The organism is Paenibacillus oceani, assembly GCF_014705615.1.
Taxonomy (GTDB): Bacteria; Bacillota; Bacilli; order Paenibacillales; family NBRC-103111; genus Paenibacillus_AB; species Paenibacillus_AB oceani.
The window spans coordinates 214,270-235,076 of sequence record NZ_JACXJA010000003.1 but is presented as its reverse complement, the minus strand read 5'-3'; the positions used below and the strand labels follow the sequence as shown (position 1 = coordinate 235,076).

The 20,807-nt window shown below is 58.0% G+C and carries 17 protein-coding genes; 3 read left to right on the top strand and 14 right to left on the bottom strand.

Features of this window, described 5'->3' with window-relative positions; genetic code table 11:
- Positions 1-10: 10 nt before the first annotated feature.
- The 3 genes from IDH45_RS02845 to IDH45_RS02835 all read right to left on the bottom strand — a co-directional run bounded on the left by IDH45_RS02845 (position 11) and on the right by IDH45_RS02835 (position 1,551).
- Positions 11-760 (bottom strand): hypothetical protein, encoded by a 750-nt coding sequence (locus tag IDH45_RS02845; RefSeq protein WP_190924468.1) that lies wholly within the window; start codon positions 758-760, stop codon positions 11-13.
- A gap of 14 nt (positions 761-774) precedes the next feature.
- The gene (locus IDH45_RS02840) at positions 775-1,080 is read right to left on the bottom strand and encodes a hypothetical protein (protein WP_223836348.1); all 306 of its coding nucleotides are present in this window, start codon (positions 1,078-1,080) and stop codon (positions 775-777) included.
- Positions 1,081-1,233: 153 nt separating this feature from the next.
- Entirely contained in the window at positions 1,234-1,551 is a 318-nt protein-coding gene (locus IDH45_RS02835; protein ID WP_190924464.1) for a hypothetical protein, read from the bottom strand.
- Positions 1,552-1,808: 257 nt separating this feature from the next.
- On the opposite strand from IDH45_RS02835, the gene IDH45_RS02830 reads away from it, so the two are divergent.
- Positions 1,809-3,467 (top strand): methyltransferase domain-containing protein, encoded by a 1,659-nt coding sequence (locus IDH45_RS02830; protein ID WP_190924462.1) that lies wholly within the window; start codon positions 1,809-1,811, stop codon positions 3,465-3,467.
- On the opposite strand, the gene IDH45_RS02825 is transcribed toward IDH45_RS02830, so the two are convergent.
- On the bottom strand, positions 3,455-3,910 hold the full coding sequence (locus tag IDH45_RS02825; protein WP_190924460.1) for a hypothetical protein: 456 nt from the start codon (positions 3,908-3,910) through the stop codon (positions 3,455-3,457). The genes IDH45_RS02830 and IDH45_RS02825 overlap by 13 nt on opposite strands.
- Before the next feature lie 103 nt (positions 3,911-4,013).
- Here IDH45_RS02825 and IDH45_RS02820 point away from each other — a divergent pair, with 103 nt between their 5' ends.
- Positions 4,014-4,889, top strand: coding sequence for a collagen-like protein (locus tag IDH45_RS02820; RefSeq protein WP_190924458.1), 876 nt, complete (start codon positions 4,014-4,016; stop codon positions 4,887-4,889).
- A 614-nt stretch (positions 4,890-5,503) separates the two neighbouring features.
- Here the strand turns inward: IDH45_RS02820 and IDH45_RS02815 are convergent.
- The 3 genes from IDH45_RS02815 to IDH45_RS02805 all read right to left on the bottom strand — a co-directional run bounded on the left by IDH45_RS02815 (position 5,504) and on the right by IDH45_RS02805 (position 10,398).
- The gene (locus IDH45_RS02815) at positions 5,504-7,024 is read right to left on the bottom strand and encodes an NTTRR-F1 domain (RefSeq protein ID WP_317891129.1); all 1,521 of its coding nucleotides are present in this window, start codon (positions 7,022-7,024) and stop codon (positions 5,504-5,506) included.
- A 295-nt stretch (positions 7,025-7,319) separates the two neighbouring features.
- Complete coding sequence (locus IDH45_RS02810) at positions 7,320-7,889, bottom strand: hypothetical protein (RefSeq protein WP_190924456.1); 570 nt, start codon at positions 7,887-7,889, stop codon at positions 7,320-7,322.
- Between the two features lie 268 nt (positions 7,890-8,157).
- Positions 8,158-10,398: a helix-turn-helix domain-containing protein gene (locus IDH45_RS02805; protein WP_190924454.1), complete on the bottom strand. Its 2,241-nt coding sequence runs from the start codon at positions 10,396-10,398 to the stop codon at positions 8,158-8,160.
- Between the two features lie 240 nt (positions 10,399-10,638).
- Here IDH45_RS02805 and IDH45_RS02800 point away from each other — a divergent pair, with 240 nt between their 5' ends.
- Positions 10,639-12,210 (top strand): extracellular solute-binding protein, encoded by a 1,572-nt coding sequence (locus tag IDH45_RS02800; protein WP_190924452.1) that lies wholly within the window; start codon positions 10,639-10,641, stop codon positions 12,208-12,210.
- 373 nt (positions 12,211-12,583) lie between these two features.
- Here the strand turns inward: IDH45_RS02800 and IDH45_RS02795 are convergent, their stop codons facing one another.
- The 7 genes from IDH45_RS02795 to IDH45_RS02765 form a co-directional block, all read right to left on the bottom strand.
- Complete coding sequence (locus IDH45_RS02795; protein ID WP_190924450.1) at positions 12,584-13,126, bottom strand: hypothetical protein; 543 nt, start codon at positions 13,124-13,126, stop codon at positions 12,584-12,586.
- A gap of 404 nt (positions 13,127-13,530) precedes the next feature.
- Positions 13,531-15,057, bottom strand: a complete 1,527-nt coding sequence (locus IDH45_RS02790) for a DEAD/DEAH box helicase (protein WP_190924448.1) — start codon at positions 15,055-15,057, stop codon at positions 13,531-13,533.
- Positions 15,058-15,593: 536 nt separating this feature from the next.
- The gene (locus IDH45_RS02785; protein WP_190924446.1) at positions 15,594-16,445 is read right to left on the bottom strand and encodes a sugar phosphate isomerase/epimerase family protein; all 852 of its coding nucleotides are present in this window, start codon (positions 16,443-16,445) and stop codon (positions 15,594-15,596) included.
- On the bottom strand, positions 16,442-17,626 hold the full coding sequence (locus IDH45_RS02780; protein ID WP_190924444.1) for an N-acetylglucosamine-6-phosphate deacetylase: 1,185 nt from the start codon (positions 17,624-17,626) through the stop codon (positions 16,442-16,444). The genes IDH45_RS02785 and IDH45_RS02780 overlap by 4 nt, the downstream gene beginning before the upstream one ends.
- A 5-nt stretch (positions 17,627-17,631) precedes the next feature.
- Positions 17,632-18,405 (bottom strand): glucosamine-6-phosphate deaminase, encoded by a 774-nt coding sequence (locus IDH45_RS02775; RefSeq protein ID WP_190924442.1) that lies wholly within the window; start codon positions 18,403-18,405, stop codon positions 17,632-17,634.
- A 1-nt stretch (position 18,406) separates the two neighbouring features.
- Positions 18,407-19,717 carry a neutral/alkaline non-lysosomal ceramidase N-terminal domain-containing protein gene (locus tag IDH45_RS02770; RefSeq protein WP_190924440.1) on the bottom strand — a complete coding sequence of 437 codons (1,311 nt, stop codon included), beginning with the start codon at positions 19,715-19,717 and terminating at the stop codon, positions 18,407-18,409.
- Complete coding sequence (locus IDH45_RS02765) at positions 19,714-20,745, bottom strand: Gfo/Idh/MocA family protein (protein ID WP_190924438.1); 1,032 nt, start codon at positions 20,743-20,745, stop codon at positions 19,714-19,716. The genes IDH45_RS02770 and IDH45_RS02765 overlap by 4 nt, the downstream gene beginning before the upstream one ends.
- Between the last annotated feature and the right edge of the window lie 62 nt (positions 20,746-20,807).

Here is a 20,807-nt window from a genome sequence, read left to right as displayed (position 1 = left end):
GATCCGGGCCTTATCGCCTTTTCTTTTTAGGGGACGGTATAAAAAGGGACGGCTTGACGCGGCTGCCTGCCGAGGGAGCAGGCCGATCCTCCTCGCCGCCGTTATCCATCACGTACAGCCGCAGCTGGCGCAGCCGATAAGAGCAGGCCGCCCGCCATTGCGGATGAAGGCGAAGCAGCAGCTCGATCGCGGCGGTGACGGACGACAGCTCGCTCGCCAGCTCATCAGGCAGCCCGGGCTTCAGCCGTTCTTCACGCGCGCAATAACGCCGCAATTCCGCTCTTTTCCTCTCCTCCATATCCAGCAGGCAAACAAGAGCGCCAATCAATGGAGCTGTCGCCGATTCCACAGCGGCCCCCGACCGGTCGTTCCCGTCTTCGCGCATCGCCCGGGCCGCATACAGCCGGACAATCCGAACGAAGTCGGCCATTCCTTGGCGGAACAGCTCGATCGATTCGGACGCGTTCGCACGCAGCTCGTCGCCATCGGCCATATCCGGCTCCGCAAGCTCCGCGATCAAGGCCAGGCGGTCGCATAGCAGCCAGTGCGACTTCCGGAAGCACTCGATCAGCTTAATCAGCGTATGCAGCGCTGCGAAATAGTTGCCATAAATCGTCGGATGTCCTTGCCCGCCAGGCGGATGCAAGCGCTCTGCCGTCAGCCGGATCGTGTTCCTTAACAGTCTGGACAGCGACAGCTCTTCTTCGAGCGCTGCACCCTGCAGCAGAGACCAGCTTGGATGAGAGGGCCCGGTTACCATGCTAACGCCGCTCCTTACTCTTCACAGAAAGGCTCGTGAGCCGACATTTTTTCCAGTTTGATCACATCCTCCAGCTTGAACTGGAGCAACATCTGATTTTTGATAATATTACGCATCATCCGTTCGACGCTGTCGTTAATTTCGATCAGATCGTCAATCGTATGTTCGTCCACTTTCAGAACGCGGTGTATTTTCTCGCTCTCCACATTGATCAGGTGGGATAAACTGATTTCTTCCAACGCGATCGACGAGATGAGCAGGTTGATGGCATCATGACGCTTAATATGAATGCCTGGCTGAATATCGGGTATGTTTGGCATGCTCACGGATCATCTCTCCCATTCCACTTCCGTATAGTCCTCGTCCACTTGTGCGACTCGCCGGCTTCGTAACCTACTCTATGAAAAAGGAATGGGAAATAGTACCCGATCCGTGAAAGTTTTCGCTCACCCCCGGGTCGGGGGACGCCTTATTCACAGATCATCAGAGGGATTCATCGCGGAGATGACGTGCTGGAGCTTCATCTGCAGCAGCATTTCTTTGCGGACGACCGCTTCGAGCGTATGAACGACGCTTTGATTGATATGAAGCAGATCGGATATGGTCGCCGCCGCAGGCGGCTGTCCGGCCGGGAGCGTGCCCAGCACATACTGGATTTTTTCCGCTTCCGAATTGATGATATGTGCCAAAGAAAGTTCCTCCATCGCGATGGACGTCAGCAGGAGCGTGTACGCTTGACCGGTCGTTACGGATATGATCGGCGTTATATTGGGTATATTCGCTTGCGACATTTTGCATCCCCCTTTTGATACAGCTGTACAAGGCCGTCTTTCATTCCGACGTTGCGCCGGATCGGCCGATCGCCAAACCTTCGGATCAACTCTTCCCTCGCAAGGTCCGACCTGGTACTAGTTCATTGTATGCGGAGCCGGACTTCTTATGCCCCCGTTGTCCGCTTCCGGCCCGCAGCGCTTCCGTTCTAAGCCCGGGCGGAAAAACATACTTATGAAAGTAGCGATTACGAATATTAAAGAAGGTGTGTCGTCCATTGAATATTATTTATCCCCCTACGATCGAATGGGAAGGGAGCGCAGTGTACCAGAGGCCTCAGCAGCTGTTGAACGCTTTCGCCAAGCTGGGTCACCGCGCCGTATTTGTCGAGTACGGGAGAAATGACGGAACCGATAACAGGGGCGGCGTAGAGCTGTGCGGCGTGAACAGCGTTCCGTTACGGATGGACGGTCCCACGGTGCTGTGGGTGACTCATCCTCCCCATTTCAGGCTGAAAGAACAGTGGCAGGCGGACTTGGTCGTATTCGATTATATCGACGAAGCCGTCGAAGAATTTGCAGTCTGGCACAACGAAGATCTGAATGCGGCGATTCAAGCGGCTGACCTGGTTACGGTCGTCAGCCAGAGACTGTACGATCTGGTCACCGGACAATATCCGGGCAAAACGGTCGTTCTACTGCCTAATGCGGCCGATTACGATTTTTTCCGCCCTGCCGGGACGTTGGGCGTTCCGGACGATCTGGCGGCGATTCCACGACCCGTTATCGGGTTCTACGGATCGATCTCCACCTGGATCGACACGGACTTTATTACCACACTAGCCGGACTGCGGCCGGACTGCTCCTTCGTGCTGATCGGACCGGACTATACGAAGGCGGCCTCTCGCCTCGCCGGCTGCCCGAACGTTTACTTTCTCGGGCGAAAACCGTACGAGTCGCTCCCGGCCTACGCTGGAGGTTTCGATGCGGCGATGATCCCGTTTCAAGTCCGCAAAATGACCCACAGCAGCTCGCCTATCAAAATGTATGAATACTTGGCCGCCGGTATTCCTGTACTCGCCTCGCCTATTCTCGAAGCGGTCCGCTGCCCCCATGCGTTTACTTCGGACAATCCGGCGGACTGGAGCGCGGAGATCGACCGGATCATGGCCGGCGGCAGCGATGCAGACAAGGCGGCCCGGCAGAGCTATGCCGCGGAACATTCCTGGACGGCGCGCATTCATGCCGTGCTGGAGCATCTGGAGCCTCTCGCTTCAAGCAAAGCGAACGGAGGGATGAACAGCGAAGCATATTGGGATCTGCGTTTCGCGCAGAACTGGGAAGCGTATCGGGGCCGGGAGCAGACGCTTTTTTTTGTCCGCGTCGCCCTGGGGTCCATTCCGCTCTCGATCCAGACGGATATCGCCGCCCGCAAGCTGAACGTATGCGACGCAGGCAGTGCGCTCGGCGACGGAACCCATCTCCTTGCCGAGGCGTGGCCCGGCTGCTCTTTCGTCGGCATCGATTTCGCCGAAGCCGCCGTCAAGCGCGCGAAGCAGTTGTATCCGCAGCACGAGTTTCTCAGAGGCGATATCGGGGGATTCACCGAGCGGTACGACGTGGTATTCGTGTCGAATACGCTGGAGCATTTTTACGATCCGCATCCGATTATTGCGCATATGTTATCCAAGACGAACGATTATTTGATCATTATGGTGCCGTTTCAGGACGATTCCGGCGAGCCGGAGCATCATTACCGGTTCGACAAATCCGATTTCGCCATCCGCCGGGACTCGTTTCATTTGATATATGCCGAAGCTATCGATTGCACTATCCTTCCAAATTCCAGATGGGGCGGAAAACAACTTGTCGCCTGTTACGCCCATGATCGGCTTGTCCGGCCGGAGCAGATCACTTTGCAGTCCTATTCGTTATAATCCGCCCCGGACGAAACATCACTTCCCCGAAGCAGCTCCGCAAGCTGACTGCGGATTCGCGTCAGTTCGTCACGGTGCCGGGAATATGACGCCAGCAAATCTCCCGCCGTCTTCAGACCGAGCTGAATCAGCATGGCGGCCGCTTCGGCGGTAGTGGCGGCGGCATTCATCTGAACGAATTCATCCAGCACTCGCATCGTATCCGGCTTCACTCGAATCCCGCTCAGCCATTCCGAATCGTCGGAATCGTCCGTCCTGTCTGGGGCCGGACGCTGCCTCTCCGCCGCCGGAAGCGGAGCCGGAGCACAGTTTTCTGCCGTATCGCGGTATTCCCGGGCCGGTCTCTGAACGAGCCGGCCCAGATCATGACGCAGGGAATCATAGACGGTCGACCGCAATCGTTCGGCTTTTGCGCGGACCTCCTGCTCTTTTTCCCCTGGCACGATTGCCACCCCCTTTGGTGGAAAAGCTTTTATACACCATATGCGCTTATACGGGTTTCCATACGCTATATTGCGCCGAACTTGGAAAGGAGTTGTCTTCGTTATGTCACAGGCGAATATCCCCAATATTACTCCAACCATTACGATCACTAGAGATCAGGCTATTAATTTGCTGTTGTCGTCGATCGCTTTGGAAGAGCTCGGCTTAAGCCATATTCTCAACGCAGAGGGAGAGAAGCTCCAGTACGTGCTCGGGACGATCCCTGGGGTAAGCCAGCCCGCCACGATCGACGAGCTGCTTGCCGTCAATCAGAGCGTCATCAATACGCTGCAGGCGGCCATGAAAAAAGAACTGCTGCTTCAGTCCAAGCTGGACTCAGTCCTCAGCGCACCTGCCATGTTTGGGCCCACTGGAGCCACCGGCTTAACCGGCGCCACCGGACCTTCCGGCGGACCTCCGGGACCTGCGGGCGCCACCGGTCCCACCGGTACGACGGGGCCTACGGGGCTTACCGGGGCAACCGGCGCCATCGGCATTACAGGCACGACCGGAGCGACCGGTACGACCGGGCCGCTGGTCACGTCCAATAACGCTGACATCGGCTTCGTAGGAACGTTCGTGACGCTGAATTCCCCGGTTCCATTAAACGTGAACTACTCGCTGAACGGCGCCGATATTGCGCATACGGCCGGATCTACCGATATCTCGCTGGCGCAAAATCATACGTACCATATCGTCTACTCGTTCGAAGGAGTGCCGTCGATCGGCGGCGGTCTCCAGGCTCTGCTGCTGTTGAACGGCTTACCGGTAGCCGGAAGCGATGCGCTCAACAGCTTCGCCTCCAACCCGAACCCGGAAGTCGCGGTCGGCGTCTCTCTCATCACTACAAGCGGCGTCGCCCCAAGCGTGCTCCAGGTGAACAATGTCACCGGACAGTCCGTGACCCGGGTCCGGATCGTCATCCTGGAAGTTTCGTAATCTCTTGTTCCTGCGGCGGGAGTCATCGGATGATGCCCGAATTCACCAAAAACCGTCCGGTCAACGATCCGGACGGTCCTTTTGACGTGCAAACGCGCACGTAGGTGCGCGGGGGGGGGGGATGGGAGTCTGGCTTCGCCGCTCGATACTAAGATTCTATGGTTACCTGTCCGGCTTGGTGGTACACGTACGACTTCGTGGTACACGTCACGACTTGGTAGAAGTCCTTAAACTTCTTCTTGTGGTCAGTTGCTGATCGAATTCGCGGATCACGTCATGCGTATGCGTCCGGGGCTAGCACAAAATAAGAGTCTTTGACACCTCCTATTTTCGGCCTATGGGGATGACGGAGACGAATAGAGGCGGTTTGCCCCCTTATTTCAGCCACCTGGTGAGGTCCGCACCCTTTTGGCGGATAATAGCGGGGCCAAACCGCTCTTATTCCGTGTTCAAACCGGTTTTCCGACAAAATAACGGGTACAAACCGCTCTTATCCGGTTCCTCCCCCGCCCCCCGATAGGAGCAGCGCAGAAAACCGAAAACGTTCCTCTCGACGAGCGATTTGCTGTAATTCTCGTTCTCAAACAAAGGGCCCGGCTGATCGCAGCCGAATCTTATAAAATTCGATGAACGGACCATACGATGCCGCCCGTAGCGCCTCCCAAGTTCAGTGCAAGCGTCAGGCCGTTCGCCTCATAAAATAATCCGATCACATCGCCGGCATTCAGCGATACGTCGCCGGCCAGCGTAACGGCCCCGCTTCCCAGAACGGCCCGCAACGTTAAGACGAGCGCCAGGTTGACGTTCAGAATCGGGAACAATCCGCTTATCAAGTCCGTTGCAATGGGGGATGTTCTGCGGACGATAAATGCCGGATTCACCCCAGCCCCCAATGTAACCGTGATGGCCGCTGTCGTGGAATAGTTGATCATCGCTTTAATCGAATATCTGCCTGTAGCCGGTACGGTGAAATTACCGTTCGTCTGGTTGAACGTTGTCGTATTGAAGTAAGGAGCGGTAGCCGTCCACCCGATCAACTGCGTGCTGGCGGACGTGGATAAGGTGGACAGGAAAACGGAATAGCCGTCTACGGCCACATTCGGTCCCGTTAATCCCGTAGCACCGGTCGCCCCGGTAGCTCCCGTAATCCCCGTCGCGCCAGTGGGGCCGGTTCCTCCGGTCGCTCCCGTGGCTCCTGTCGCTCCGGTGCTTCCCTGCGCGCCGGTTGCGCCCGTAACGCCGGTTGCGCCGACAGCCCCGGCAAGCCCAGTGGGCCCCGTCGCTCCGGTGGAGCCCGTTGAACCAGCCGCCCCGGTCGTGCCCGTCGGACCGGTCGCGCCTCCGCCCGTCGCTCCTGTTGCACCGGTGGCTCCCGTCTCTCCGGTCGCACCTGTCTCGCCTGTCGCTCCGGCAGCTCCCGCGCCGGTGGCTCCCGTTGCTCCTGTTTCCCCGGTCGCTCCCGTCTCTCCGGTCGCGCCTGTCGGTCCCGGCGGCCCGCCGGAAGGTCCTGTCGCTCCGGTGACTCCCGTAGGTCCGGCCGGTCCGCCGGACGGCCCCGTCGCTCCGGTCGTGCCGGTAGCTCCGGTAGGCCCGGTTACGCCTGCAGCGCCGGATTCCCCGGTCGGTCCCGCCGGTCCGGACGGCCCGGTCGCTCCGCTCGTGCCCGCCGCAGCCAGCAGGATGACTTCGTCAATCAGGATGCCGCTCGACCCTGCGAGCGGAGAACGGCTGATCGTAACCTGCGCGAAGGCGGTAGCCAGCGGAGCCGCTGCCGTTACTCCTTCGAAAACTTGCCACGAAATCGTCTGAAAATCGGTAAAGAACCCGGCAGGTACGGACAGCAGCAGCCCGGTACCGAGAAAATTCAATCCCGCATCCAGATACGAGACGGAGATCGATACCGCCGGGCTGGAACCCGGCTGGGTTTTAGCCAGCGATACCGACAACTGCATCCCGTCACCCGGGATGGCCGGCACCGATTGCTGGATAAAAGCCGGAGCTACGCCTCCCAGCAGAAGGGCGCTTTGGCTTCCCTCCTTCGACAAAGGACTTAAAACGACACTGCCTCCGCTCCATGGGGCAAAGCCGGATTCGAACGAGCCGTTTACAATTTTATTTTGCAGCTCAATCGCCACTGATCGCCACCTCGATTTTCATAATGATGATCCGTCTTGCGAGGAATAAACTGACTTGAATACACCGTATGCATTCAGGCGGCTTTTTGCTTGGATATGCAGCCCCAAAATGATCCGGTGACGTTCGCCAAATAGCGGCTCGCCGCTTTCTGCTCCGGCCCCACGTTGCCTAAACGACAAAAAACGCTTCCGGCCCACGGCTGGCGTGGAATCTGGAAACGTCTTTGCCAAAAGCTGAAGCGATGCTCAGGACATTCCTCATCATCTGCGGCGTACCTGGGCGGAAGCGGTTTGGTCACGTGCTTGGTCCGGAACTGCCGGGCGGCGACAGATCGGCCGCGTCCGGTGAATCCGCAGCTTCACTGTTTATCGTTTTGGCGCTGCGGATCACGAACAAATAATAAGCAAAGTAGTACGATATGATGATAAAAACAATGCCGCCTGTAATCGGATCTTTCGTCATCATGACAGGGTCCTGCGGCATGCCCGCACCGAAATCCCCCATCAGCGCCACTTCGATAAAACGGTAAACGATCCGGCCCAGAAACAACGCCAGCACCGTCGACTCGATCCAAATATGCGTGCGGAAAAACAGCTCGCCGCTGCGCCGCTCCGTCACAAAATGCCGCTCCGCATAACGGGCGAGGACCAGTCCGCCGATTACGCCGGCCGCGTACCCGATCAGCATGACGGGGTGTTTCATCGCCAGCAGCAGAAGCATCAGCGCCGCAAAAGCAAAAAAGCCGAGCCGGACTTTCATCCGGCGGACGGACAGCTTCTGGAACCCGATACTCCGCTTCGTTCTTCTGTACATGATGAAAGCAATAACTACCAGGGGTACCGCAAATTGGCCGATCGTATTCATCTTGCGTTCCTCGCCTCCTCCTGCTACCGCCCCCTAGTGTACCAAAAACAGTCCAGGGTCCGCATCGTTCCGGAGACGGAGACTTTCCGGTAATGCTCCGCCAAACAACAAGGAACAAGCCCCGGCCGCTTCAACTGGAAGGAGCCTGCTCCCCGCTCTGCGTTAGCCTGCCCCTGATCCGCTGATCCCAGGCTCCCCCGCTTCACAAATATTACCGGCTACGTTAGTCCCTCTGCTGCAACATCCGCCGCATGTAAACGAGCAGCCGCTACCCGGCTCCGGTCTTTTCCTTGCGGTAAGCGCCAGGGGTGTATCCCGTACATTTCTTGAATATTTTAATAAACGTCTGGCTGTGTACAAACCCAACCTTCTCGGCAATGTCCTGCACAGGCAGCTCCGTCTGCTCCATCAGCCGCATCGCCTGCTCGATCCGGACCGAGTTGACGTAGTCGACAAACTTGACGCCGAACTCTTCCTTGAACAGCCTGCTGATCGACGTCGGATGAAGCCGGAATTCGTCTCCCAGCATCGCCTGGGATAAGCCGGGATCGGCATAGTTGGCGTCGATGTACGTTTTGACCTCCTGCAGCACGTTTCGGTTGTTTCTGGACTCGCGCCACTGCAGCAGCCGCTCGCCGACCGCGTCGAAGACGGCAGTAAGCGCCGCATCGATTTCCCCGAGCGTCTCCCCTTCCTTCAGCGCGTCTTCAAGCTTCCCGCTTTCAGCCAGCCACGCCGACTGGAGCTCGGCCGGCAGCTCAATCATTTCCCTCTGCACATGGTACAGCAGCACGAACAACAAATGCCGGATCTGCTCGCCGCCAAGCGAGCTGCCTTGCATCGAAGCCAGCAGCAGCGACCATTCCTCCCGCCATCCGGGCTCTCCCATCCGGAACGCGCGGCTGATTTCCTTAATTCTCTGGAGCTCCGCCACGATTTCCGGTCGCCCGCCTTCGGGAAGATCGCGAAACCGGATCACCCGGTTCAAGCCGAGCGGTACTTTATACGCAAGCGCCTCGCTGGCCGTCTGGAAAGAACGCGAGATCTCCTCGATCCGCAGCGCGGCCGCTCCTACGCCAATCGTTACTGTGAAAGGCAGACTTGCCTCCGCCCAGCTGCGCAGCCTCTCGAGCGGCACCTCTGCCTGACTGCCCGCCGCCGAGTCGCCCCTATGCCCGATCATGATGCCCAGCCGGTGTTCCCCAAGCCAGTCGGTCCATACCGGGAAGCCGGCTCCTCTCACCGTCTCTTCGGCAGCCGATTGCAGGGCATACTTCAACAGTTGCCTGTCCGGATCGGTATAATTGCGGCATACGTTCACGAAAAAGCGGTCGATCTCGACGACAACGGCCGACGCCATCCCCGCATCCGCCCACAAGCCGAGCTGCTCCGCTTCGCGCAGCGCTTCCCGGGACGCCGCAGCAGTCCGCCCTTCCGCCAGACGGCGGAACAGAAACGTTTTCCTGAAGCGCCGATTCTCCTCGTTTTCGCGGCTCAGCCGGTTGGACTGATCCCATAAACTGTCCAGCGCCAGGCCGATTGTCTGGAACTCGTCGCGCTTGCCGGGTACTGGCGACAAAATAGCCGATCTTTTGGCCGAAAACACGCTGATCTGCCTCACCAGCGTTTCGACGGGCCGGTAATGCCGCCTCGTGACGAAGATCATCCAGACGAGACCGGACGCCACACAGATCACCCCGAGCGATACCGATACGTACAACACTTGCGATACCCAGCCGAAAATGCCCGGCTGCAGCAAGCCGCCCTCGATTTTCCAGCCGGTGTAGGGCATCTCTGCGGTAACGAGCTTCTTGCGCTCCTGCTGGCCCGCGCGCGCTTCCGCACCGCTTGTATGCGCGATCACCGCGCCGTCCGCGCCGGTAATTTCCAAATACCCCGTAGACGTATCCGTCGAATCGGACAGCAGCGTCTGCAAGGACGATACGTCGATATTCGCGACAAGAAGACCGGTCGTCCGCAGATCGGATATTTTGGACAGCGAAACGACGTCCGCCCGCTTTCCTGCAAGCGTCGTCTCGTCCAACGGACGCAGATCGCCCCAGGTGTACCTGCGGTCCGAGTTATAGACCCGTTCGAGGTAAGCCTGATCGGGAAAGCTCTCCAGCCTGCTAATACTGGTCGGCATTAATACTGTATGATCCTCGGGCCGGTACAAATATAACGAATGCACCAGCGGCATCCGGGACTTCAAATTGCCAAGAGCCAAGGCGGCCGGGTAGGCGCCTGCATAAGACGGATCGCTGCCGTTATAAAAAGCGGCCACTCTCGCATCCGTCGATACAGTGTCGTACATGGCGTTTTCGATCGCTCGCAGCGACTGTTCGATCAGTTGTACCGCATTTCGCACTACAGCCTCGTTCGATTTGATCGCGGACTTGTCGGACAGCTGCCGGACGCTGACGAATGTGATCAGCAGCAGCGTGACGCACACGGCGATAAAAACGGGCATATACGAAAACAGCAAACGGTAAAACCAGTTTTTACGCATCCCGATCCAGCCCCTTTCGAACGTAAAATGTACTATATTTGAAACCGCTTACCAATTTACAAATCGGATAGATACCGTTATTATTTCCTATACACGCTCCCCCGTCAAGCCTTACCGGAAGCGCATCAAAAATGATTCATGCCGCAAAAACCGTCTATTTCCAAAGCGGTCCGGCGCCGGGTACGATCAGGGTGCAAGTAGCGGACCAACTCGAGACCAAGAAAAGGGGATGAACGAGGCATGAAACGATTATGGAAAGCAGGTACGGCGATTGTGCTGGCAGGCAGCCTCCTGGCGGCTTGCGGTTCCAAGGAAGAAACGAACAAGCCGGGTGCCGGACCGAATGCCGAAGGCCAAACGCCCGCTATGCCGATTCGTATCTTTATCGACGGGACGAACAATGCGCAGCTTCCTTCCGAGCAGGAAGATTTCGTTAAGAAGACGATCGAGCAGAAGTTCAACGTTAAGCTTCAAGTGGAGTATATGACTCCGGGGGCGGATTACAACAGTAAAATCAACGCTTACCTCACCTCCAACGATCCGCCCGATATGTGGCGCGACTCCAACGGTGACGGAGGCCAGAAGTACGCACTGGACGGTTTGCTCGGCGATATTAGCAAATTCGTTACTCCTCAGGCGATGCCAAACTATTTCAAATATTGGGTCGATGAAACGACGCTTCAGCGTTATCAGGTACACAACCAGTTCGTCCGCGCGCCCATTCCGTACAACAAGGAGATCTACCGTGCCTGGTATATCCGCAAAGACTGGCTGGACAAACTGAACCTGCAAGTTCCGAAGACGTACGACGAATACGTAAACGTACTGCGCGCCTTTACGAACAACGATCCGGACGGCAACGGCAAAAAAGATACGTACGGCTTCTCCTTGTCCGCCGGAGGCGACGGAATCGGGCTGGACTGGCCGGAATACCGGAAAAACGGGCTTATCTTCGCCAGCTTCCTGGAAAACGGCGAGTTCAAAGATACGCAAACCGATCCTCGCGTGGAAGGCGTCCTGACGGACATCTCGAAAGTAATCGGGGAAGGACTGGTCGATCCGGACTGGTTCCTGAACAAAACGACTCAGCATGTCGATAAGGCCGCTCAAGGCAAAATCGGCGTCGTGTTGGGGACGACCAAAGATTTCGCTTACGACTCCAACCCGCAAAGCCTGCAAAGCAAATCGAAGGCGATATTCCCGAACGCCAACTGGGTGCCGTTCACGCCGTTCGGCGACAAGCCGCTGCAATCGGGCATCGCTCCGGGATCGCCGTTCCTGTTCCACAAAAATGTGGTCGAGAAAAGTCCGGACAAAGTAAAACGGATCACCGAAATTCTTGATTGGCTGGCCGGCGAGGAAGGGTTCCTGCTGACCCATTACGGCGTAGAGAACAAGCATTATACGAAAAACGGCAAAACGATTACGCTCAAACCGGAAGTGATTCAGGAAGAGATCGTGAAAAAAGGCGACTGGCTGACGATCTGGGACTTCTTCACCCCGAACACGCCGAATTTATTCGGTCTGACCGTAGTCGATCCGAGAGAGACCGACCGCGACCGGCAAATCGCCAAGTCGCTCGCCGCGATCCCTTCCGCTCCGTATATCGGCACCAGCCTGACGCCTCCGTCCGGGTTCGACCTGGCCGCGTTCCGCAAACGCCAGCGCGAGCTGCAGGCCAAAGCCGTGTTCGAAGACAAGTCGGGCAAAAACTGGCCGGCCTACCGCGAAGAGCTGATGAACAAATACAGCGGCAGCAAGCTGTTCGAAGCGTATGCGGCGCAAATCAAGGCGGCGGGTCTCGGGAAATAAGCGTCCGGTACTGGCAGTGCAGCGTCGTCGTGCCTTACACTATAAGCCGGTTTTGCGGTTCTACGGTTCTGCGTTCGGCTATCCCATGCTAGTTTAAGGCACACGATTCTATCTGTGTTGCACCGGCATCAAAATGAGGGGTCCCAAAGTCATGTTGTGATTTTGGAGCCCCACTAGATCCGATTGTCCTTGTGAAAAAGGACCTCAGCCTCCACGTTACCGTGGATTTTGAGGTCCTTTCGTTTGGAAACAGGGACGTTCCCGTGTGGTGGGAATCCTATTGGGACCGCCCCTTGTTTTTCGAATATATACAATCTGCCGCAAGCTCCTATCCGGCTGAGGGGATTTCGCTCACCGCTCTTCCCGTAGCGAATTAAGGCAGCTTGAGCGCTACGACAATGCCGTCCGGATCGAACCGGATCTCCCTGATCGCGATCAGCGGGGGCAGCCCGTCGCTGATCGGGACGACAATCGGCTCCAACTGCAGCCACGAGGACGGCACACTCCAGTCGCGGATACGGGTGGCGGTATGGCGGACGATCAGATCGGGAGAGCGCCATTCCAGCGCAAAATCGAGAGCGGCTCCGACCTTGACGTTCGCTGCCGTCCTAATGTTGACATGCGCGGTCAGCCGGTCGCCCCGCTGCTCGAAACGGGCGCCTTCGATCGTCACGTTCGGGCGGAGCTGCGGCTGCTCGGACAGCTTTTTCTTCAATAGATCGTTTAACTCTTGTTCGTTGAGCCGGACTTCAAGCTTCCGGCTTTGGAGCATGTCGAGCGATTTATCTAAGAACGATAACGGGCGATAAGCCAAGTCTAGCTTCTCCTGCGGCTTCGCGTACCATACCGCGGCGCCCGCCGCCGCTGCGAGCAGCACCAGAACGGCTACCAAAACAAATAACGATCTTCGAACCAAACTCTCCCACTCCCAAAGCCGGCAGTTTGACGTCCGCCGTCCGCCGCCCACTGCCGCATGATCCCCCGTCACCGTCCGGTTCGCTCCCGAATCGGCTTATAGTTTCTAAGGTTGGGCCAGGGAGAATAAGAGCGGTCTGAAGCTCTTATTTCCGGCCAAACCGTTTATTTTTTAAAAATAAGGAATGATTGTATCCTCTATTTCGCATAAAGTATGGTTATCCCGCGCCTATCGCCATAATTAAGAGCTTCCAACCGCTCTTATACGAACAGGAATCGACTTTATCCGGAAAATAAGAGCCGCAAAAGACCTTATTCAGTCGCCCAGGCTCCTTACAAAGTTAACTCAGACGGCAGTCGCGGCGTTTCCGGGAGCAACCAGACACGTTGCGCAGCACATACTGCTTAGGTTGACGGATCCCGGTCACGCTTCTCTTTCAGCCAGCGCGGAGCTCCTTTGTTTTTACGGTCGCGATCCCGCTCGCCAGCCCGCTCTTTGCCTGCGGCGGCCGGTCTCGGCGGGACTGACTTTTCCCGTTCGTTCCGCAGACTTGCGGCGCCAAGCGAGCGGAACCCGCCGGTTGCGGAACGCAGCGACGTGCCTTCCGCAGGGCGGCGCTGCAAGCCCACAGAAGCCGGCTGAGCGACGCCCGAAGTCCGCTCGGCAGCAGGCTCGCGCTTCTCCGCTTTTTCGCCGGAACGGTTCTCGGACACGCGGGCCTCATCGCCCGCCCCACCGCTCCGTCCTCCGGACGTCCGCTCCTTCGTCCCTGTCCGTTCGGCGCCGCTGCGAACCTCGTGAGGCTCGACCACTTTCCCCTTGTACATCGCCTTCTGCCGGATGACGATGCCAAGCTGCTTCTCGAACTTGCGGATGATAAACATTTCCTGCTCCGTAACGATCGAGACGGACCAACCGCTGCGTCCCATCCGTCCGGTACGTCCCGCTCTATGCACGTAATGATCGGCATCCAGCGCAGGCTGAAGGTGGAAGACATGCGTCAACCCTTCGATATCAAGCCCTCTGGCGGCGACATCGGTCGCGACCAGCGTGCGCAGCTTTCCGGTCCGGAACTTGGCCAGCAGTGTCGTCCTCTCCTGCTTGGGGGCGTCTCCGTACAGGGCGTCCGCCGACAGTCCGGCATGCTGCAACTTGGCGGCGACTTCGGCAATGATGTCCAGGTCGTTGACGAACGCCAGCGACGATTTCGGATCGTACAGCCGGACCAGCCTGCGCAGCGTATCGACCTTGTCGCGTTCCTGACAGACGAAGACAATATGCTCGATCCCGCCAGCCGTCCGCTGTTCCGGGTCGATATTCAGCTCCAGCGGCTCCCGCATCCATTTGCCGGCCATCCGGCGCACCTCGGCAGGAAGCGTCGCGGAGAAAAACAGCAGCTGCCGGTCGCGCATCGCACGATCGACCACTTCCTCGGCTTCCTTCGCCCCGCCGAGCGCGAACATCTGATCCGCTTCGTCGATGACGATCGTCCGGACCAGATGCATCTTCACTTTCCGCAGCCGGATCAGCTCGGCGACCCGTCCCGGTGTGCCGACGATGATATGCGGGTGCTGCTTCAGCCGGTCGATCTGACGATTGATGGCGGCTCCGCCGATCAGTGCCAAGCTGCGAATTCCTTCCGGCGCTCCGTACTTCTCGATCTCCGCCGCGATCTGCACGCCGAGTTCCCTCGTAGGCGCCAGCACGACCGCCTGCAGATCTTTGTTCGATGCGTCGATCCTCTCCAGGACCGGCAGCAAATAAGCGAGCGTTTTGCCGGTTCCCGTCTGCGATTGCCCGAACAGGTCGCGTCCTTCCAGAGCGGCGGGGATCGCCTCCTCCTGGATCGGCGACGGCTCGACTATGCCGTACTTGGCTAACGTTTCGACAATGGTTTGACGGATGCCAAGCGATTCGAACGTCGATTTCATTGCGGTATTCCCTCATTTCCGGTAATCATTCGTATCCTCAAACTATACCATATGTCGCCGCCTGTCCCAAATCCGAAATTTGAATCAAGTCCGCACCGGTCCAGATTCCGCCTCGCTGGGGGCGAGAAAAACCGCCAGGGAACATTAGTATCGATTCTTTATACGGTCTTTAAAGCTACTTAACCCACACGTTTTTGCATGGGAGGGGGGCCGCTGCCTTCGCTCCAGCCGTTCGTTGAAATCGTGTTATGTAAAGGGGGGTTGTCGAAACAGCATGCTTCGAATGCGGCCCGTAAATGTCTTTCTGCGAGCAGGTAGTGTCGCCTTCGCCAAACCCGTCTGACACGTGCCGGCAATAAACAAAATAAGAGTCTTTGGTATGAATGTTCTATGTTCGGCATATTGGGCTGATAGAGACAAATAGAGGCCAACTAGGGGGAGCTGCTGGCGTAACAATCAAAAGCACGGAGAGAGGCTGCCCTGCGCCATGCGCAAGCCTTCCTCTCCCCGTGCTCTCTAGCAAGCGGCTGCCTGGCTTAGGCAAGCCCCATCATTTGCTTCACTTTTGCCAAATCATGCTCCAGCCGCTCGTAAGCCGGGAACGGCGCGTGACATTCCAGCGTCACCCAGCCGGCGTATCCGGTCTCCTTCAGCGCGTCGAACAACGGCTGATGGTCGGCTTCCCCTTCGCCCAGGCGGCATTGCAAAAACTTCTCCTGGCCATGCTTCGTCAAGTTGACGAACGTACCGGGCGTTCCAGTTGCATCCACCCGCTTCTCGTCCTTGACGTGGACGTGGAACATCCGGTCGCCGAGGCCGATGACGGAGTCGCGTCCGTAGTCGGTATCGGTAATGTACATATTGCCCGCGTCGTGAATGAGGCCGACGTTGTCTTCTCCGACCTGATGAACCAGGCGCAGACTGGATTCGACCGTCTCCGCCAGGGAGATGTTGTGGATTTCCAGCACAATTTTCCGCTCGTGCTTCTTCGCTTCCACCGCACACTTCTTGAGCCAGTAGGCGGATTTGGCGTAATGATAATCCTGCGCCAGAAAAGCGTTCGGGCCGCCCGCCACGACGCGGATCATCGTTGATCCGAGCGTCAAGGACGCCTCGAGAATACGCTGAAAATCGGTGAACGCCTGCTCGCACTCTTTATCACTTGCTGTAGAGAAGCTGCCCATATACCCGGCGAGCACGGGAATTTCCAGTCCGAGCCCGTCAGCTACGCTGCGAATTTCCTTGATCCGCTGAGCGCTGGTCGAAGCCGACAGATGAGGCTCCCGCGCAGCGATTTCGAGGCCGTCGAAGCCAAGCTTTTTCGTCAGTTGCAATGCTTCCTGGATACTATGATCGATTAAAACGCCGCTGAATGCCGCGAATTTCATTTCGTCTGCTCCTCCAATCGGTATACGAGCTCCCCGTCTTTGTACGTTTGCAGCAGCCGGACGCTGGAGCCGTCCCGCTCGAACAGCACAAGATCAGCCGGCGCCCCGACAGCGAGTCCCGCACCGGACGGCAGCTTCATGAACTGTCCCGGTATGACCGAAGACATGTCCCAAGCATCCGCCAGGTCAGCCAAGCCGTTTTTAAGCACATGCTCGATGCCCCACAGCAGCATTTGCGCCGATCCGGCCAATATTTTCGGATTATGCGCCGTATGGAGTCTGCCTTCCTCCGTCTTGACGACTTTGCCGCCGACGTGAGTCATATATTCCCCGGCCGGCATGCCGGACAAATAGACGGCGTCGCTGACCAGCATCGCCTGCCGGCCCTTCGTCTTGAAGACGACTTTCAATACCGCTTCCGGCAAATGGAAACCGTCGGCGATCACGCAAGTCCACAAGTCGTCTTCCGCGAGCTGCTCCCAGATATAGTTCGGGTGGCGCGGCAGCATCAGATGCGAGCCGTTGCCGAGATGCGTCGACATCCGCGCTCCCGCGCGGACCGCTTCGCGGATCTGCTCCGGCGTCGCCGACGTGTGGCCGATCGAGACCGTCACTCCGCTGGCGCTGCACTTGGCGATGAATTCCGCGCTTTCCGGCCATTCCGGAGAGAGCGTCAATATTTTGATCCGTCCGCCTGCGGCGCGCTGCCACCGTTCGAACATCTCCCACTCGGGAGCGCGTACGTACTCCAGCCCGTGCGCGCCTCTCGCACCGTCCTCCGGCGAGATGAACGGACCTTCGACATGAATGCCCGCGACCATCCGGTTCGTATGCGAATCGTTGTCGCACGCCCGCGCGATCATGCCGACCGCTTCCTCGATCGCTTCCGGCGAGTTCGTAATGATCGTCGGATAATAGGCGGTGACGCCTTCCTGCCATAAGGCCCGGCTTACTTTCGAAACCAGCTCTGTCGAGAAAGGCAGCGTATTGAAATCGTCGCCGAAGTAGCCGTTGATTTGCAAATCGACAAGCCCCGGACCAACGTGCGGCAGAGCAGCCGGATTGGCCGGCGCGAAAGGCTCGAGACCGGCGATAACTCCATCGCGGACTGTAATCCGGACCGGCTGCCCGCTCGAATAATGAATCCCTTCGATTATTGCGCTTTCCCCTATCGCAGTCATATTAATCACTCTCCGTAAGAATCGCGGTCTACGTACAACGTGCACTCCGGATGTCTCCGCAGCACCGTTGACGGGCATTCCGTGGAAATATCGCCGCTGAGCGTCCGCACAACGGCGTTGCGCTTCGTCGGTCCCGGTACCATGCAGTACAGATAGGAACCCGACATCATCGTCGGAATCGTCAGCGTCAGCGCATGAGTCGGCACGTCGCCGAACGACGGGAAGCAGCCGTCGTTCACTTGCTGCTGGCGGCAGGCGTCGTCCAGCTCCACCGCTTTAATGACATGTGGATCGTTAAAGTCAGCGACCGGAGGATCGTTAAACGCGATATGGCCGTTCTCGCCGATGCCGAGGCAGACGATGTCGATCGGCGCTTCGCGGATTAGATCGCCGTAACGTTTGCATTCCGCTTCGATCGAGCTCGAGCTGTCGATCAAATGCACCGTGCCCGGCTTCACTTTATCGAACAGGCGCTCGCACAGAAAACGGCTGAACTTCTGGGGGGCATCATTCGGAAGCCCGATATATTCGTCCATATGGAACGCCGTAATGCGCGACCAGTCGATCTCCGGATCGGCGGCAAGCGTATCGAGAAACTCGTTTTGCGACGGAGCCGCCGCAAATATCATCCGGATGCCCGCTTTTTTGCCGAGCAGCTCCTTGATTCTCGCCGCCGCTGCGCGGCCGGCCGACATCCCGAGATCCTGCCGGTTCGCATATACGTTCACTTTCAAATGATCTACCGTTTCCGCCTTAACGGGTTGTGGCTGCAAGCCCATGTCAATCTTCCTTTCGAATCAATTGTTGGATTGCATCCTTGATGATGGACTCCAGCTCCGGATCAAACGCAGCCGGCAAAGCAAAGTAGATGAAAGAATCTTTCCCTTCGTAGCCGCCTTCGGCCACTTGCGACGCTGTAGGAACATATCCGACCATGCCGTTGCTGTACCCCATCGCCAGCGTTTCGCCGCCGCTTAGCTGCTTCACATACGCTCCGTATTCCAGCACAACTTCGCCGTCCATGGCGAGGTAAGCGAGTCCTTGGGCCAGCGCGATCCGGTTCACCTGGAACGGGATATACGGCCGCAGTTTCTCCGGGTGGCAACGCAGCTTCTCGGCCCACTGCTGCATATGACCGCCTTTCCCGGCTGCCTCGTCCAGCTCCGCCTCCGGTGGCAGCGGCTGGAACGGCAGCTCCACTACTACGCGGCTGCCTGATAAAGGCGCCTGATCAAGCGTCTTCATCGGACCGTCCAGCACGCGCTCGACCTCGTCGGCCAAGCTGCGGCCGAACCGCATCACCTCTTCGTCGTGCCCGCTGTAAAACTTGCCGTCCCGGTGCAGCGCCGGGCGGATATTGCCGGCACAGCCCTGCAGAAACGATACGACCGCTCCGCAGCCGAGCGTCGCTTCCAGACGTTCCGCGGCAACCCCCGGGTAGTCCGAATTGATGAAGTTGTCCCCGGTTGTCGTCGGATGGCACGTATAATGGATAAATACCGCTTTGGTCCCCCCGTCGTCTTTGCGGAAACGGACCACATTTACTTCGGAATCGTACAGCCCATCCGGATTCGGCGCCATCGTCATCTTGTCTCCGGCCATCTTGCGCCGGTTAATGCCGATATAGCTTTCTCCCTTGCCCTGCTCGGCCGTTACCGGCTCGAGATTCGCAATCGCGGTCTCGACCGCGGCGAACAGCTGCCGCTCCAAATAAGTCAAATAATCGTCATCCGTCAGCCCGAGAATGTCGCAGAAGCTTACGCTCGTCTGAGGTCCTCCATGCGTGTGCTGGGCGCTCAAAATGACGTCGGACGGACGGATGCCGAACTTGCTCTCCAACGTTTCACGGATAGGGTCCATCCGCTCCCCGGGCCACCATATAATGTCGCCCATCCCGATCAGCACCCGGCGCGTCTCGCCGCCTTCCGTCTGCTCGAATACGTTCATTCTCGCAAACAGCCTGCGGTTGATGCCGGCGTACGGCCCCTTCCGGTGGCCGTAACCGGCCAGCGGTATCGGCGATGCCGGGGTAATGTCGATCTTCGCCGTTCCTAGAAGAAGCCGACCTTCCGTACCCGTGCCTTCGCTCATCCCGACACCTCTTGCAGTCGGATCGGCGCACCGGACTTGGACGATTCGTAAATCCCCTCGACCAGTTGAACCGCGCGCAAGCCGTCGATCCCTTTCAGGTACAGCTCCTTGCCCGATTCGATCGCATCGATGACGTTCTCCAGCTGGATGCGGTGATTAACGTGCGAGATGCTGCGGGGATCGGACACGCCTCCATAATTCGTATTTTCCCCGAGGTCCGGTTGCTCGACGCCAGGTACGGTCCAATGGGTGATCGCAGAGCCCTCCAGCTTGATCGAGCCTTTTTCGCCATACAGGTTCAGCGCGGCTGCGAAGCCCGGCTGGATGCTGGTCGAAGCCATGATCGTACCGAACGCCCCGTTCTTGAACGTGATAAGCGCAAGCCCGATATCCTCGGCTTCCATCGTATGAGTCTGGGTCGCCGTTTTGCCATAGACGGTCTCCACCGCTCCGCCGAACCAGAGAAGCAGATCGATCGAGTGAATGCCCTGGTTCATGAGGGCGCCGCCGTCCTGGTCGATCGTTCCGCGCCAGTCGGCACTGTCGTAATAAGCCTGCGTACGATAAAACGGTAGCGATACTTCCACGAGCAGCAGCTTCCCGAGCGCGCCGCTGTCCAACACTTCGCGCACCGCCGCGTGCTGCTTCTCGAAGCGCCGCTGGGAGATGACGGAGATCGTCACGCCTTTTTGCTCCGCGGTGCGGATCAGCTCCAGCGATTCCTTCGTATTCATGGCAATCGGCTTCTCCACGACCAGATGTTTGCCCGCGTTTAATACGTCGAGCCCGATAGCCGCATGACTGCCGCTCGAGGTCGTTACACAGACGATATCGATGTCCGGATTGGCGAGCAGCTCTTTGTAGTCCGTGGCATAGCCGCAGTTTTCTTTCTCCGCGAACGCTTTCGCGCGGGCTTCCGTCCGGTTCGCCACGGCAACCAGCCTGCCTCTGCCGATCTCCTTAATAGCCGCCGCATGAAAATCTGCAATCGAACCGGTTCCGATAATGCCGAATCCCCAAGTTTTCACCCGATACCCTCCTATATGATAGTTCAATTAGTATCAAACGAATCCGTATCCCCATGGATATG

Excerpts from the sequence above, each read along its gene's own strand:
- IDH45_RS02780 (WP_190924444.1), bottom strand. The coding sequence starts at position 17,626 with ATGACTGCGATAGGGGAAAGCGCAATAATCGAAGGGATTCATTATTCG.
- IDH45_RS02805 (WP_190924454.1), bottom strand. The coding sequence starts at position 10,398 with ATGCGTAAAAACTGGTTTTACCGTTTGCTGTTTTCGTATATGCCCGTT.
- IDH45_RS02835 (WP_190924464.1), bottom strand. The coding sequence starts at position 1,551 with ATGTCGCAAGCGAATATACCCAATATAACGCCGATCATATCCGTAACG.
- IDH45_RS02845 (WP_190924468.1), bottom strand. The coding sequence starts at position 760 with ATGGTAACCGGGCCCTCTCATCCAAGCTGGTCTCTGCTGCAGGGTGCA.
- IDH45_RS02800 (WP_190924452.1), top strand. The coding sequence starts at position 10,639 with ATGAAACGATTATGGAAAGCAGGTACGGCGATTGTGCTGGCAGGCAGC.
- IDH45_RS02810 (WP_190924456.1), bottom strand. The coding sequence starts at position 7,889 with ATGAATACGATCGGCCAATTTGCGGTACCCCTGGTAGTTATTGCTTTC.
- IDH45_RS02785 (WP_190924446.1), bottom strand. The coding sequence starts at position 16,445 with ATGAAATTCGCGGCATTCAGCGGCGTTTTAATCGATCATAGTATCCAG.
- IDH45_RS02790 (WP_190924448.1), bottom strand. The coding sequence starts at position 15,057 with ATGAAATCGACGTTCGAATCGCTTGGCATCCGTCAAACCATTGTCGAA.
- IDH45_RS02770 (WP_190924440.1), bottom strand. The coding sequence starts at position 19,717 with ATGAGCGAAGGCACGGGTACGGAAGGTCGGCTTCTTCTAGGAACGGCG.
- IDH45_RS02775 (WP_190924442.1), bottom strand. The coding sequence starts at position 18,405 with ATGGGCTTGCAGCCACAACCCGTTAAGGCGGAAACGGTAGATCATTTG.
- IDH45_RS02840 (WP_223836348.1), bottom strand. The coding sequence starts at position 1,080 with ATGCCAAACATACCCGATATTCAGCCAGGCATTCATATTAAGCGTCAT.
- IDH45_RS02820 (WP_190924458.1), top strand. The coding sequence starts at position 4,014 with ATGTCACAGGCGAATATCCCCAATATTACTCCAACCATTACGATCACT.